The organism is Algoriphagus terrigena DSM 22685, assembly GCF_000429445.1.
Lineage (GTDB): Bacteria > Bacteroidota > Bacteroidia > Cytophagales > Cyclobacteriaceae > Algoriphagus > Algoriphagus terrigena.
The window spans coordinates 252,789-267,631 of sequence record NZ_KE386904.1 but is presented as its reverse complement, the minus strand read 5'-3'; the positions used below and the strand labels follow the sequence as shown (position 1 = coordinate 267,631).

The 14,843-nt window shown below is 48.7% G+C and carries 11 protein-coding genes; 4 read left to right on the top strand and 7 right to left on the bottom strand.

The window, feature by feature from the left end:
• Positions 1 to 36 precede the first annotated feature (36 nt).
• The 3 genes from G459_RS0125020 to G459_RS0125005 form a co-directional block, all read right to left on the bottom strand.
• Positions 37 to 741: a 16S rRNA (uracil(1498)-N(3))-methyltransferase gene (locus tag G459_RS0125020; protein ID WP_026970024.1), complete on the bottom strand. Its 705-nt coding sequence runs from the start codon at positions 739 to 741 to the stop codon at positions 37 to 39.
• An 80-nt stretch (positions 742 to 821) separates the two neighbouring features.
• A complete protein-coding gene (locus tag G459_RS0125015; RefSeq protein WP_026970023.1) occupies positions 822 to 2,666 on the bottom strand; it encodes a DEAD/DEAH box helicase in 1,845 nt (614 codons plus the stop codon).
• Positions 2,667 to 3,096: 430 nt separating this feature from the next.
• Entirely contained in the window at positions 3,097 to 3,888 is a 792-nt protein-coding gene (locus G459_RS0125005; RefSeq protein WP_026970022.1) for a queuosine precursor transporter, read from the bottom strand.
• A gap of 430 nt (positions 3,889 to 4,318) precedes the next feature.
• Here G459_RS0125005 and G459_RS0124995 point away from each other — a divergent pair, with 430 nt between their 5' ends.
• Genes G459_RS0124995 through G459_RS0124985 form a run of 3 tightly spaced genes read left to right on the top strand, consistent with a single transcriptional unit; the run spans position 4,319 to position 10,112 of the window.
• The gene (locus G459_RS0124995) at positions 4,319 to 5,698 is read left to right on the top strand and encodes a TolC family protein (RefSeq protein WP_026970020.1); all 1,380 of its coding nucleotides are present in this window, start codon (positions 4,319 to 4,321) and stop codon (positions 5,696 to 5,698) included.
• Between the two features lie 11 nt (positions 5,699 to 5,709).
• Positions 5,710 to 8,958 (top strand): efflux RND transporter permease subunit, encoded by a 3,249-nt coding sequence (locus G459_RS0124990; protein WP_026970019.1) that lies wholly within the window; start codon positions 5,710 to 5,712, stop codon positions 8,956 to 8,958.
• Positions 8,959 to 8,978: 20 nt separating this feature from the next.
• A complete protein-coding gene (locus G459_RS0124985) occupies positions 8,979 to 10,112 on the top strand; it encodes an efflux RND transporter periplasmic adaptor subunit (protein WP_026970018.1) in 1,134 nt (377 codons plus the stop codon).
• A 47-nt stretch (positions 10,113 to 10,159) separates the two neighbouring features.
• On the opposite strand, the gene G459_RS0124980 is transcribed toward G459_RS0124985, so the two are convergent.
• The 4 genes from G459_RS0124980 to G459_RS0124965 form a co-directional block, all read right to left on the bottom strand.
• Positions 10,160 to 11,074 carry a ribonuclease Z gene (locus G459_RS0124980; RefSeq protein WP_026970017.1) on the bottom strand — a complete coding sequence of 305 codons (915 nt, stop codon included), beginning with the start codon at positions 11,072 to 11,074 and terminating at the stop codon, positions 10,160 to 10,162.
• On the bottom strand, positions 11,071 to 11,448 hold the full coding sequence (locus tag G459_RS0124975) for an STAS domain-containing protein (protein ID WP_026970016.1): 378 nt from the start codon (positions 11,446 to 11,448) through the stop codon (positions 11,071 to 11,073). The genes G459_RS0124980 and G459_RS0124975 overlap by 4 nt, the downstream gene beginning before the upstream one ends.
• Before the next feature lie 81 nt (positions 11,449 to 11,529).
• On the bottom strand, positions 11,530 to 12,471 hold the full coding sequence (locus G459_RS0124970; RefSeq protein WP_026970015.1) for a phosphoribosylaminoimidazolesuccinocarboxamide synthase: 942 nt from the start codon (positions 12,469 to 12,471) through the stop codon (positions 11,530 to 11,532).
• A 53-nt stretch (positions 12,472 to 12,524) separates the two neighbouring features.
• The gene (locus tag G459_RS0124965; RefSeq protein WP_026970014.1) at positions 12,525 to 13,631 is read right to left on the bottom strand and encodes a toxin-antitoxin system YwqK family antitoxin; all 1,107 of its coding nucleotides are present in this window, start codon (positions 13,629 to 13,631) and stop codon (positions 12,525 to 12,527) included.
• Between the two features lie 161 nt (positions 13,632 to 13,792).
• Between G459_RS0124965 and G459_RS0124960 the strand changes: the two genes are divergently transcribed.
• On the top strand, positions 13,793 to 14,809 hold the full coding sequence (locus tag G459_RS0124960) for an FAD:protein FMN transferase (protein WP_051315427.1): 1,017 nt from the start codon (positions 13,793 to 13,795) through the stop codon (positions 14,807 to 14,809).
• The last annotated feature ends 34 nt before the right edge of the window (positions 14,810 to 14,843 follow it).

The following is a 14,843-nucleotide window of genomic DNA, read 5'->3' as shown; positions in this document are numbered from 1 at the left end:
AGGGATACTTGAAGCTTATGTGAAAAAACGTTGAATTCAGCGGTTTAGTACCTGAAGCATTTGAATTGCCGCGAGCCCGGCAGTTTCGGTTCGGAGTCGGCTTTTTCCCAAGGAGACGGGCAAAAAGCCGCTTTCAAAAGCTGCTTGGATCTCTTTTGGATCAAAATCGCCCTCTGGGCCGATGAGAATCAGATATTTTCCGCCGGGCAGCGCCACATCCAAAAGATGGTTTTCGTGCGCTTCGTCCACATAGGCGATGAATTTTTGGAAGCCTTCGAAATCCTTCGATTTGAGAAGCTGTGTCAATTTGGTGGTAGGATGCAAAACCGGAATTCTGTATTTCAGACTCTGCTTGCAGGCTGAAATTACTTTTTTGTGCAGCCGATCAGTCTTAAGAAAGCTTCGCTCGGAGTTGATAGTCTCCAAAAGTGTCAGCTCGTGAAACCCGATTTCGGCGATTTTCTCCACCATCCATTCCATCCGATCCGGACTTTTGGTCGGAGCAATGGCCAAGTGAATGTGAAATGGATCTTCGGGAACCTCCGCAGAACTCAGAATTTTTATGCTGGTTTTCTTTGAACTTGCCTCTAGAATCACTCCTTCAAAAACCTTCCCCTGACCATTGGTCAAGCGGACGGCCTCACCTTGTTTTTTGCGGAGCACTTTGACCAAATGCCTGGATTCTTCCTCGTCGAGATAGGTGAGGGGCGTTTCTATTTTCTCCTGAAAAAAAAGTTGCATCTGAAATACGGCGGTTTGGACACAAAAAAAGCACATTTCTTGAAGAAATGTGCCTTTAACATTATTAACCTTTAACCAAATTAACCTTTTGAAATTTCCATGTTCACGGTCTTTCCTTTGATCGTGTTGTTCTTCATGACGCGGATTACGTGTTCTGCATCTTTGTGAGGAACGTCCACGAAGGAGAAGTTGTCGAAGATGTCAATGCCACCGATGCTTTTGCCCGGTACGCCGGTTTCTCCAGCGATTGCACCTACGATATCGTTAGGACGGATTCTATCTTTGTTGCCAAGGTTCAAGAACAAGCGGGTCATATTGACATCACGCGTTCTTTCTTCTCTTGGAGCTCTTCTTTCAAATTCTCTTGGTGCGCCACCTTCTCTGCGATCTGCAAATCGGTCTCCACCTTCTTTTCTATCACCGAATCTTCCGCCGCGCTCGCCGCCTCTTTCGAAACGATCACCACGACCTTCGCTTCTGCCGAATCGGTCAGAACCTCTCTCGCCACGTCCGAATCGATCAGATCCTCTCTCTCCGCGACCGAAATCACGACCTCCGTCTCTTGATCCTTCTCTTCTGGCTCCGTATGCTTCGATTCCGAAATCCTGCTCTTTCAATTCTTTCACGGTCTCACCCATGGTCATCTTGATCAAGCCCAAAGCGATCTGCTCGATAGCCAAACCTTCGGTCAACATCTGTCCGATAGTTGCTTCGAATAGTTGGTTGTCCTCTTCTACAGCCAAGACTCTGTATACGTCCTTCACCAGTTGTGCTTTTTTCAGCTCAACCAATTCAGTGACAGATGGAGGAGTCATCTTGGCGATGGTAGCTTTGGTATAACGCTCCAAGTCTCTGAGTTTCATTGTCTCTCTGCGACCTGTGATGAACGTGATAGCTGTACCTGACTTACCAGCACGACCGGTACGGCCGATTCTGTGTACGTAGTATTCTTCGTCCAATGGAAGGTCAAAGTTGAAAACCGCCTCTACATTGTCTACGTCGATACCACGGGCAGCGACGTCAGTTGCTACCAATACTGAGCAGAGTCCCTTACGGAATTTACCCATTACTTTATCTCTCTGAGCCTGAGAAAGGTCACCGTGAAGCGCTTCAGCCAAGATGCCTCTGGCACCCAAAGACTCCGTCACTTCGTCGGTCATTCTCTTGGTGTTACAGAACACCACGCTCAACGCGTAATTGTTGATGTTCATCAATCGCGTCATCAGTTCCATCTTCAAAGAAGGCTTCACTTCGTAGTAGATCTGCTCAATTTTAGAGACAGTCAACTCGTTTTTGGCGACTTTGATGATTTCAGGATCTTTCTGATACTTTCTTGTCAGGTCCATGATTGGCTTGGCCATAGTAGCTGAGAAGAAGACGGTCTGTCTTTCTTCTGGCATTTGGCCCAAGATCGCTTCGATATCGTCTCTGAAGCCCATGTCGAGCATTTCGTCAGCCTCATCCAATACGATGATGCCGATGCTGTCAAGCTTCAATGTGCCTCTGTTGATGTGATCCTGAACACGACCGGGAGTACCTACTACGATCTGAACACCTTTTCTAAGTACTCTGATCTGCTTGTCGATAGATTCTCCGCCGTAGATCGCTACAGAATTGATACCTCTGTGGAACTTGGCAAGTTTTTGGATTTCGCCTTCTACCTGAACAGCAAGTTCACGGGTAGGGCAAAGGATGATGGCTTGTGGCTTGTTGAAGTCCGCATCGACAAGATCGATAATTGGAATTGCAAAAGCTGCGGTTTTACCGGTTCCGGTTTGAGCCTGACCGATGACATCGCGTCCTTCCAGTACGAAAGGAATAGCCTGTAATTGAATTGGGGAAGGGGTTGTATAACCCATCTCTTCCACTGCCCGCACGATTTCTCCCGAAATCCCCAGGTCTGAGAATTTTACTGTGTTTTCCATGAATGTTTCCTTACTTTTTCTTGCCATGTACTCCTAAATCCCAGACAAGCGACAGTAAGGATTCACGGCACGAAAAATAGCTGTGTCAAAATTGACGATGCAAAAGTATGATTATATTTTCGAAAATCCAATCCTCAGTCAAAAGTTTTTAGAAGATTCAATACGATTAGGAGACTTAAAGCGAAATAAATTTGGTTTCAATCGATTTCGAAGGGTGTGAAAAGTATTTTTGATCGTGAAAAAAAGAAGAGTTCCTGTGGCGAAAAGCGAAAATGGCAGATTTTTATTTTTTTCCAACAGATGAACAGATTTCGATGAAAACAGGAGAAAAAATAGCAATCGATTTGGTATTCCGCTGATAGTGAATGCAATTAAACAAGAAACACGATGGCTTTAGGCGCTTTGTGAAGCCAAGCGATCATAGAAAAAATTACAGAAATGAGCGATCGCCACTCGCCTCTTTGACCATTTCTTCAGCCAGTTCTTCCCCCAGATACCGATCTATCAGACCGTGGCCCAGATAAAGGAGCGGCGTGAGCAAGACCGCGACTGAGAATTTGTACACATAATTGATAATCCCCACGGCGATAATCTGGCTGATGCTCCAATTGCCAAACACGTAAAAAGCAATCCCCAGCACGACGAAGGAATCTATAAACTGGGAAACCAGCGTAGAACCCGTTGCCCGGAGCCAGATCATCTTTTGTCCGGTGACTTTTCTCAACTTTTGAAATACATAAACATCGATCAGCTGACCAATCAAGAAGGCAGTCAAGGAGCCGATGATGATGCCCAAGCCTTGCCTAAATATGGAGTTGAAGGCGTAACTGATGTCGAAATTTTCCCCGGTCGGTGTTTTCGCGTTCACTTCGAGCCAGAAATCAGCCGGTGTCAAAACAGTCACCACACTGATTACCAGAAACACGTAGGCGATCAGTCCCGCGGTGATGAAGCTGATCTTTCGTACGCCCTTTTTGCCAAAATACTCATTAATAATATCCGTCGTGATAAATACCACTGGCCAAATGATCACCCCTGCTGTCAGGTTAAAATCCAGGATATATTGACCGAAAAAGCTCCAGTTGACGGGCTCGAAACCGAGGGTTTTTTCGGCAGAAAAGATCTTGACGCCAATGATCTCCGCCAAGATCGCATTGGTCAGGAAGATCGATGCAAGGATGATAAAAAGATTGATTTTGCGGTTTTGCTGAACGGACTTCATCGGTTTAAATTCAGTTGTAGTGGCCTTATATCAAAACAAATTAAGCGTGATGTGACCTTGAAAAATGGGTCGATTTCAAATGTATTTGATTTTTCAGAGGAATCAACGACAAAATCCAAGACGATAACTCATGTCATGACATTTAACTGAATTGTTCCTGTAACCCATTTTCCATTGGTAACCAATATCAGACTGTCATGTAGTCTAGGCCAAAGGAATTTTGGAATACCTGCTAATATGCAGAGAGGATGTTTCTTTTTCTTTTGACCGCTGTGCGGGAAAGTTTTTGCGGAAAGGAAACGTCCCAGCCCAATCTAATCCTATCTTCCAAAAGTCAGACAAAGACCTGTGAACGGCCTTTCTGATGAACTGGAAAGTTTTTTCGGTGAATTGGAAATCAATTAATTCAGCAACTCTTAGCAAACTCAGCATGCGTATCAAATGGATGATCGTAGTTGTTTTGGTTTTTCTGGGACGCGGTTTGTCAGCCCAGGAGACGGTCACTATTCAAGAAGCATTGGAGCTGGCGGTGGAGAATTTTGGCACGATCAAAGCTAAAGAACAATACTCCAGGTCTTTTGAGACACTCACGGACAAAGCACGGAGAGACTACCTGCCCAACTTCAATCTGGGAGCGCAGCAGGTCTATGGTACGGTAAACGGGCAGCTCGGGCCACTTTATGGTTTTGGGTTGACCGTCGCTTCTTCCGGCCTTCCGAGGGACACGCAGAGTTGGGACGCGGCATTTGGAGCGCTTTATTTGGCTAATATCAACTGGGAGGTTTTTGCGTTTGGCAGGGCCAAAAGAAACATCCAAGTTGCAGCGGCCAGGGCGGGACAGAGTGAGATGGATCTGGAGCAGGAGATTTTTCAGCATAAAATCAAAGTGGCAAGCGCCTACCTCAATCTGCTGGCTGCAAGGCAGCTGACTTCTTCTTTTGAGAAAAACCTCGATCGGGCCGAGACTTTCCAAAAGATCGTGAAAACACGGGCGAAGAATGGCCTGATCCCCGGAGCGGATTCTTCTCAGGCCGACGCTGAGCTCTCCAATGCCAAAATCGCCTACGTCAATGCGCTCGACAGAGAGCAGGAAACGAGGTATTTGCTCGATTTTCTTACGGGAAGCGAGTTGGGTGATTTTGAACCCGACACCCTGTTTGTTTCCAATATTCCCGCGATTCTGGGCGAAGTTGCCCCGCTGGCAAATCATCCGACACTCTCTTGGTACCAAAGCCGCATCAAGACAGGAGAGGAGGAGCGGGCTTATGCCGCCACCTTCAAATATCCTGCGGTGACTCTGGTTGGTGTCTTTCAGTCGCGGGGTTCGGGATTTGGAAGTACCTACAATTCCAATCCGAGCGACTACACCCACGAATACCTTACAGGCGTGAAACCTACACGTTCCAATTACCTTCTGGGGGTTGGTCTCAACTGGAATCTGACTCAGATACTCCGCCTCTCCAAGCAGACCGCTGCACAGGAATTGGTGATCGGCGGTCTTCAAAGTGAATTTGAGCAAGCGTCGCAGCAGCTCTCGATGCAGGCTGAATTGGCCCAATCCAAACTGAAGAATGCAAGAGACAATGCGATGGAAGCTCCCGTGCAGGTAGAGGCTGCATCCCAAGCCTATCAGCGACAGGTGGTGATGTATGAGAATGGCCTTTCCGACTTGGTGAGTGTATCTCAAGCCTTGTACCTCTTGATCCGGGCGGAGACCGATTTGGCAATTGCCAACAATAATGTCTGGCAGGCATTGCTCTATCAGGCAGCCGCGGTCGGCGATTTTGGATTATTTGAAAATCAACTTTAATTACCTATTCCATGGAATTGATACGATTTGCCCTTCGAAAACCGATCACGATTCTAGTGATTGTATTGGGGCTTCTTTTCTTCGGGATAAAGGCGGTAAACTCCATCCGAATTGACATCTTTCCGCAGCTTGACTTGCCGGTGCTCTATGTGTCTCACCCGCACGGAGGCTATATGCCGGAGCAGATGGAGGCATTTTACGCCAAGCCGTATGTAAATATCTTCCTGTTTGTCAACGGGATAAAGCAGATAACGACCAAAAACATTCAGGGCCTGATGCTCATGAAGATTGAGTTTTACCCCGGCACGGACATGGCTCAGGCCTCGGCAGAGATCAGTTCATTTTCCAACCGTATCCAAGTAGCCTTTCCGCCAGGATCTAATCCACCGTTCATCATTCGATTTGACGCGTCAACCTTGCCTGTGGCACAGCTGGTGCTAAGCAGCGAAACACGGACTAACAACGAGTTGTTGGATCTGGCGAACCTGTACGTGCGGTCTACATTTACCTCCATCCCCGGGCTGGTCTCTTCTCCTCCAAACGGCGGGAGTAACCGAACCGTGGTGATCAGCGTCGACCCCAAAAAGCTGCGGGAGTTCAACCTCAGTCCCGATCAATTGGTCGAAGCGATGCGGGTGAATAACATTACCACGCCCTCGGGAAACATCCGAATCGGAGACAAAAACTACATCACGCCCTCGAATACCCTGCTGAGTTCGGTCAAGGATTTTGAAAACATACCGCTGTTCAAAGACGGCGGCGTCCACAATCTCTACATGCGTGACGTTGCGACTGTCGAGGACGGCTCGGACATTACTTCTGGCTATGCCTTGGTCAATGGCAGACGCTCAGCCTATCTCAACATTGCAAAAAGTGCCGATGCCTCGACTTGGGAGGTGGTGCAAAATCTGAAGAAAAGCCTTCCCAAAATCCAGGAGCAACTACCGGAAGACGTGAGGCTCGATCTCGAATTTGACCAGTCTGAGTATGTGGTCAATTCGGTGGAAAGCCTGCTTCACGAGGGAATTATCGGGGCGATCTTGACTGGACTGATGGTTTTGTTGTTCCTTGGCGATCCAAGAGGCGCCTTGATCGTGATCCTGACGATTCCTACTTCGGTGATTGTTTCCGTGTTGTTCCTCAATCTTTTTGGGCAGACGATCAACATCATGACCCTGAGTGGTTTGGCCTTGGCGATCGGAATTCTGGTCGATGAAAGCACGGTGACCATCGAAAATATCCACCAACACTTCGACATGGGAAAGCCGAAAGCGCTTGCGATTTGGCATGCCTGTAAGGAAATCGCATTTCCAAAACTCCTGATCTTGCTGTGTATCCTGGCGGTTTTTGCACCGGCTTTCAGCATGGGTGGCATTCCGGGTTCGCTGTTTTTACCCTTGGCTTTGGCCATCGGTTTTAGCATGGTAGCGTCGTATTTTCTTTCGCAGACTTTTGTCCCGGTTTTGGCTAACTGGATCATGAAAGGACACTCAAAAACTAAAGGAGATAAGGCACATTTGAGCCATGATACCAAGGCGGAAGCGAATGAGCTTTGGCACCAAAAAGAGGTATTGGCAGAGCGGGAAGACACGAATCTGGACGGCAAGATCAGCTATTTCGAACGGGGAAGGATGAAATACATCGCTTTTCTGGATCGGTTGATGCCTTACAAAAAACCGGTTGTCGCTGGCTATTTGATCTTGAGTATTGCGGCGGTCGCGCTGATGGTCACCTATATCGGACGGGATGTCCTGCCGAAGGTAGAGACGAAACAATTCCAGCTTCGGATGCGTTTGGCTGACGGCACCCGGATGGAGGTGACCGAACTGGAGACGATCAAGCTGCTCGACGGAATCCAGGAAGTGGTGGGCGATCAGGTAAAGATCACCTCCTCTGCCTATATCGGATTGCACCCGCAGACTTACTCGATCAACCCGGTATTTTTGTGGATGCAGGGACCGCATGAGTCGGCGATGCAGCTCTCGATGGAAGGGGAAGTGGAGGGTACACTCGATGAGCTGAAGGATAAGATCCGGGAAAAAGCGCTGGCGATCAATCCAAACATTCGACTTTCCTTCGAACCGATCGAGCTCACAGATAAGATCCTGAGCCAGGGTTCACCGACTCCGATCGAGGTGCGGTTTTCGGGCAGAAGCAAAGCAAACAATCAGGAATATGCCCAAAAACTCATTGCGAAGCTGAAAGAATATCCCTTTCTGAGAGACGTCCAGCTCGGCCAATCGATCAAATATCCGACGATCAAGATCAACATTGACCGGCAGAAGGCAGCGCGACTGGGCGTGGATGTGCAGAATGTGTCCCGCTCGCTGATTGCCTCGATTTCTTCGTCGCGTTTGGTAGAAAAGAACATCTGGATAGATGAGAAAATCGGCAACAGCTATAGCGTGCAGATTCAGGTGCCGGAGGGCAGCATGAGCAGCATGGACGATCTGGGAGAGATTCCGCTTCTGCGAAACTCCTCCCGGCCGATATTGAGTGACATTGCCACGTTTGAGGAGGGCTTTACCGAAGGGGAAATCAATAATATCGGCACGACTCCCATGCTGACGGTGACTGCGAATATCCACGACATCGATCTGGGGTCTGCTTCTAAAGAGGTCGGCAAAGCTATTGAGTCGCTTGGCAATCTACCGAGAGGATTGACGGTGGAGCAGGTAGGGATGAGCGCCACGTTGATAGATACGTTGGCGAGCTTGGAGAGCGGGCTATTGGTTGCGATCATCGTAATCTTTCTCATGTTGGCTGCGAATTTCCAGTCTTTTAAGGTTTCCGGTGTCGTATTGGTGACTGTACCGGCGGTTCTTTTTGGATCCTTGCTTTTGTTGATATCGGTAGGCTCTACGCTGAACCTGCAGTCCTACATGGGTATCATCATGTCAGTGGGTGTGTCGATCTCTAACGCCGTTTTGTTGATCACCAACGCAGAGGAACTCCGGAGAAGAAATGGCAATGCGCTGCTTTCTGCACGTGAGGCGGCTTCGCTTCGGGTTCGACCGATTGTGATGACCGCGCTTGCGATGATCGTCGGGATGATCCCGATGGCCATTGGCTTTGGAGAAGCGGGTGATCAGACCTCTCCTTTGGGCCGAGCGGTGGTCGGTGGGCTTGCCATGTCGACCGTTGCCGCATTGATTATTCTTCCTTTGGCATTTTCCTGGGCGCAGGAAAAGACCAGCACCCAGAGTGTTTCCCTTGATCCAGAAGACGAGGAAAGCATTCATTATGTACCCGTTAGTTAATTTCTTTGAAGAAACCCGCTATGAATATTCCAAAAATATATGAAGGCTCGGTGCTGAAGCTAATCAGTTTGGCTTGGACGCCAATCTTGCTGATGACCGCTGTGGGCTGTGACTCCAATCCTGAGGGAGCAAAAGCAACTGAAGCTGTCGCGGAAAAGGAACATGAGGCCTTTGTGCTGAACCTTGACACTCTTTCTTCTACGTTCAGAATTCCCGGAGAACTCATTGCCTATCAGCAGGTTGACTTGTATGCCAAGGTGAGCAGTTTCGTGGAGCGCTTGACGGTGGATGTCGGCTCGGAAGTGAAAAAAGGGCAGATCTTGGCGACACTCGAAGCTCCGGAGATCAGCAGCCAACTGGCAGGAGCAGAATCGCGTCTAAAGTCATTCGAAGCGATCTATTTGGCGAGCAAAGCCAGGTACGATCGCCTCAAACGAACCAGCGAAACTCCCGGAACTGTCTCTGAAAATGACCTGGAGATGGCATTTGCAAATCAACAGTCCGACCTCGCCAACTGGGAATCTGCCAAGGCGGCTTTCCGCGAGATCACAGATACCAAAGCCTATCTGGAGATTCGGGCGCCTTTTTCCGGCGTGATCACCGCGCGAAATGTCAGCCCAGGCGCTTATGTGGGGCCGTCGGGTAGAGGGTCGGAGTTTCCTCTTTTTACCCTTCAGGAACTCGACAAATTAAGACTGGTGGTGAATGTGCCCGAGCTCTATGCCGCGAATTTGATGAAAGACAATTCGGTGTCCTTCACGGTACAGTCGATCCCTGGCAGGGATTTTACCGCCCAAGTCTCACGACTTGCTGGCGCATTGGATGATAGATTGCGCTCCGAACGGATCGAAATGGATGTACCAAATCCCAAGTCGGAACTCCTACCGGGAATGGTCGCAGAGGTGACGCTTCCGATTCAATCCTCCGGAGCATCTTTCATCGTTCCTTCCAGCTCTATCTTAAGTTCTACCACAGGCAATTTTGTCATCCGAAAAAAGGATGGCAAAGCAGAATGGATTGCGATTAACAATGGACGGAGAGATCTGACCAGCGCTGAAGTCTTTGGGGAGCTGACCAAAGGAGATACCTTATTGGTTTTTCCAAATGAAGAAATCAGACACGGACAAGCCGTCAAGGTGAAGCTGGGGGAATAAAAGAGTGATCAGTCGCAGTGTTCGGACCAACCCAGTCGACTGAGCTCTTAGACTGGATAACTCTGGCCTTCCTCGCTCAACTCGGCAGTCGGAAAGACCGTCTGTGCCTCCTCGAGCATCGGCTGCAGGTCTACATATCGGGAGGAAAAATGGCCTAAAATCAGTGCTTTTGCTTTTATTAAATTTGCGATCTCAGCAGCCTGCCTGGCTGTACTGTGGAATGTGACGGCGGCACGGGCTGCGTCCAGTTCCATAAAAGTGGACTCATGATAGAGCAGTGTTGGCTCGCTCAGATAGCGGGCAAGTGCAGGTTCGTAGCACGTATCGGAGCAGAACGCGTAGCTTCTCAACGGCGGATGGGGATGCGTATATTCCTCCAATGAGTACGTAGTCCCATTTATTGTAAAATCCTCCCCTTTTCGTAGACTTTGGATCGCCGCTAGCGGAATTTTCTTTTCAGCAAGTTTTTCCTTAATCAAGCTCCTGAATCCTTCTTTCTCCTGGATAAAAAAACCAGTAGTCGGCAGGCGATGCGTCAACGGGAAACTGGAAACCGTAAATCTCGGATGATCGAGCAGTAGATTCAATCCGTCGGGCCGGGTTTCCACAAAGGCGAGCGGGTAGGTGAGTTTGGTATTGCTCCAGCGAAACTGAGTGGTGATGATCTCGTCCAGACCTTTGGGGCCAAAGATCGTGAGAGGTTTGGTTCTTTTGGAGAGGTTGTAGCTGGACAGCACGCCCATCAAACCCAGGTAGTGATCGCCATGGAGATGCGAAATAAAGATGTGGGTGATGCGGGAAGACTTGACCTTGTACCGCCGCATCTGGATCTGCGTCCCCTCGCCACAGTCTATCAATAAACACTCCTGCCCAAATCTGACGACTTGGGCAGTGTGATTTCTTCCATGTACTGGGATGGAAGAGGTGTTACCTAATATGGTGACTTCAAAATCCGGAATCAAGCTCCTTCCTCCTCTTCGCCTCCCTCAATTTCGTGCATGAAGATCGCTTCACCAGCTTCCTCGAGTGTGTTGACCAGGTTCAGCTTTTTGTCGAGCATGGAGATCTTCAACAACTTCATCACATGATCCTGAACTCCGGAGATGATGAAAATCCCGCCATTTCGACCAAATTCTCTGTCTCCAACCAGCAAGGCGCTGAGTCCGCTGGAATCTACATATTTCACTTGGCTCATGTCCAATACGACATTTGGATACCCTTCTGCATGGATGGTTAGCAACTCGGACTTTAACTTTGGAGCAAGCAAAGAGTCAATCTTTTCTTCCAGTGGAGTGAAGACTACATATTGCTCTTTCTTATCGATTGTGTATTTCATAGGGCTATAATTTGCTTTTTAAGATTGTCTGAAATCTCGAGCCATTGGTTATGCTCGATTTCATAGTTTTTAATATTGGCTTTAGTGGCCCAAGTGAGCCAGAATCGCACGTTCAATTCTTGACTCGATGTTTTCGGTTTCCGCTTTCACGAAGGTTTGCCCGGTGATGTTTTCGAAGAGCTCAATATAGCGATCCGAGATGCTTTCTACAATTTCCTCGGTCATTTCCGGCACGGTCTGTCCGCCTTTGCCCTGAAAACCATTGGCAATCAGCCACTGTCTCACAAACTCTTTGGACAGTTGTTTTTGGGCGATTCCCTGCGCCTGATTTTCTTCATATCCCTCTGCATAGAAATAGCGGGAGGAATCCGGCGTGTGGATTTCGTCAATCAGCAGGATTTCCTCTCCAAATTTCCCGAACTCGTATTTGGTGTCTACCAGGATGAGTCCTTTCGCCGCAGCCATCTCCTGACCTCTCTGGAAAAGCGCCCGGGTGTATTTCTCCAAGATCAGGTAATCCGCCTCGCTGACGATACCCTGCGCTAGAATATTTTCTCTTGAGATATCTTCGTCGTGACCTTCAGAAGCCTTGGTGGTCGGGGTGATGATCGGCTCGGGGAGTTTGTCGTTTTCTCTGAGCCCTTCGGGCAAAGCAACACCGCAAAGCACTCGCTTGCCTAATTTGTATTCTCTGGCGGCATGTCCGGCTAGGTAACCTCGGATGACCATCTCTACTTTGAAAGGCTCGCAGCGCTTTCCGATCGTCACACTTGGATCCGGCGTAGCTGTCACCCAGTTGGGAACGATGTCGGAGGTGGCTTTCAGAAAACCGGCGGCAATCTGATTCAATACTTGGCCTTTGAAGGGAATGGCTTCGGGAAGGACCACGTCAAACGCCGAAATTCTGTCGGAAGCCACTACTACGAGTTCCGTGTCAAACATATAGACGTCCCGTACTTTTCCTTTGTAAAAACCCACTTGTCCTGGAAAATTGAAATGGGTTTCCTTGATGGCCTTGCTCATTTGATATTTGTTTCGGCAAAAATAGAAAAATGGATTTCCCCTGCCTCAGATTATCAGGTTTTCTTGACAATAATTCCATTGTCGTAGGATTCGCTTTTGATCAAAGTGCCCGCTTCGTCGTACGTTTCCTGTTTGCCGTCGAGTCGACCATAGCTATAGGAGCGGATTTCCTTGATGTTGCCGTTTTCAAAGTAAATCTTGACCTCTCCGTGTTCGGATCCGCCCGAAAACGGAACCACCGAGTAGGGCTTTCCGCTGGCGTAGAAGTTTTCTTCCCGGATTTTTTCTCCTGAGGAGTCAAAAGTCACCCGCTGCCGAATCTGGCCGTTTGGGTGATAATAGAGGATGGGACGTGTTGGAACGCCTTTCGAATAAACAGCCTGCATCTTCACACTGCCATCCGCGAAGTACTCATTCATCTCACCTTCAGGGTTGCCTTTTTTGTAGAAGCCTTTCCGCTCTACTTTTCCATCGGGAAAGTATAATACATACTCTCCCTCAATGTTCCCATTCACAAAATTTCGCTTTGATTTGACTTTCCCGTCAGGGAAATAGTGAGCTTCCGGACCATTTAGGATTCCCCTGGAATAGCTCGTGCTGGAGATCAGCTGCCCGTCTTCCGCGTATTCTTCATTCACTCCGTCGAACTGCCCGGCGACGAACGTGTGTTTGGATTTGAGTTTTCCCGAAGGATAAAAGGCCTCCGAAATGCCCTCAGGCTTGTTGTTCTTGAAATTGACTCGCTCGCGGACTGTGCCATCTTCGAGGTAAGAGGTCAAAGGTCCCTCGAGCTGGTTGCCGACAAAGGTCGACTCTTGACTCAGTTTGCCTCCGGGAAAGTAGCTCAGTGCCTTGCCTTCCCGCTGATTGTTGTGAAACTCCACGATTCGGAGCGTGTCACCCGTGTCGGGATCCAAATCATAGAAAAAGCCATTTCGTTGATCATTTTTGAGGTTTCCGATCAGGATCAACTTGCCGGTCGGATCAAAAAGCCGGACGACACCTTCCGCTTTGCCGTTGATCTTGGTGAGGATTTCTTTGACATGCAGCGAATCCTCGTCGTAAAAGGTCCGAAGCGTGTCCTGAGCGAACCCAGCCGTCCAAGCGGATAGGACGAAAACTGTACTCAGAAGGAAAGCTTTTGATATAGATCGGGTCATGGGCAGAATCAATTGAGAAGTAGCAGGAGAGAAGTCCTCGCTCGGGTGAATTTACTTCCCGGAAAATTAACGGGGAAGGAGTTCAATTTGACTATTTTTGGGCAAAATTTCTAGTTCTGGCCTAAAGTTGCCCTTGTCGACCTTGGCCCAATTCACAAAATATGAGACTCAAGTTGATCTGTTTCCTAATTGCGCTGATCGGTTTTGGCTCCTGCTCGGAGAAAGAAAAAGCCTTCAAAACCTACGAAGGTGAAATGTTCGGTACCTATTACCGCATTCAGGTTGAAGACTTGGGACAGGATCTGCAGCCCGAGTTTGATTCGGTTTTCGCGCTGATCAATGCCGCGGCCAATTCCTACGTACAGGAGTCTGAAGTGTCGGAGTTTAACCGTTCGGGAAAACTTCTGAATCCATCTTTTACTTTCAAAGACATGATGGATTCGGCAGCCAAATACAACCAGCTGTCTGAAGGCTATTTTGAACCGACGCTCTTTCCGCTGATCAAAGCCTGGGGTTTTTCTTTTGAGAAAAGGGAAGAAATGGACTCGCTGAAGGTCGCCGAATTGATCGGATTTATCGGTTTTGATGAATTGATCTCGGTGACGGACTCCGGATATTTTGCCACCAAACCGGGCGTGATGCTCGATATTACGGGATTGGGTGAAGGCTATGCGATCGATAAACTGGTCGAGGTGGTGGAGAAAAATAAGATTGCCAATTACATGGCGGAAATCGGTGGCGAGATGAAAGCGAAGGGAATAAATCCAAGAAACACGCTGTGGACGATTGGAATCGAAGATCCGGCGCAGGCGGAGATGGGTGTGACCAGCACCATGCTCACCAAGGTGGAGCTGGACAACCGCTCGATCAGCAGCTCGGGCAACTACAGGAAGTTTTACATCGACGAAGCCGGAAACCGCAGACCTCATCTCATCGATCCAAAGACAGGCTATCCGGTAAGTCATAGCATGGTGTCCGTGTCAGTTCTGGCGCCCTCTGCGACTCAAGCGGACGCGCTGGCGACGGCATTTATGGGCATGGGACATGAGAAAGCCAAAATCCTTGCTGAAAGTCTCCCCGGTGTGGAAGCGATGTTTGTGATTGGTGGAAAGGAAAAGTTGGAGATGGAGTTTACCAGTGGATTTCCGAAGCCGGAAGGCAGTGAGCAGTCTCAGTGATCAGTTTGCAGTCGTATTTTTCGACGCCAAAATC